This is a genomic window from Mesorhizobium carmichaelinearum (assembly GCF_900199455.1).
Classification (GTDB): domain Bacteria; phylum Pseudomonadota; class Alphaproteobacteria; order Rhizobiales; family Rhizobiaceae; genus Mesorhizobium; species Mesorhizobium carmichaelinearum.
In genome coordinates, this window is sequence record NZ_FZQR01000190.1 from 1 (window position 1) to 388 (window position 388).

Here is a 388-nt window from a genome sequence, read left to right on the forward strand (position 1 = left end):
TCCCTGGTCAAGTTATCTCAGTAGGTGGAAGTGATGCACAAAATTCGTCAAACACTTCTCCACAAGCTGGTTCAGCATCATCTCATACTGTACAAGCTGGTGAATCATTAAATATCATTGCTAGCAGATATGGTGTTTCAGTTGATCAATTAATGGCAGCCAATAACTTACGTGGTTATTTAATTATGCCTAACCAAACATTACAAATTCCTAATGGTGGATCAGGTGGTACAACACCAACAGCTACAACAGGTAGCAATGGCAATGCATCATCTTTTAATCACCAAAATTTATACACTGCTGGTCAATGTACATGGTACGTATTTGACCGTCGTGCTCAAGCTGGTAGTCCAATTAGCACATATTGGTCAGACGCTAAGTATTGGGC

1 protein-coding gene is annotated in these 388 nt (G+C 40.2%); it reads left to right on the top strand.

What is annotated here, in order from left to right; translation table 11 throughout:
- The coding region (locus tag CKW40_RS46325) for a LysM peptidoglycan-binding domain-containing protein (RefSeq protein WP_143748552.1) at window positions 1-388 on the top strand (388 nt) is incomplete at both ends.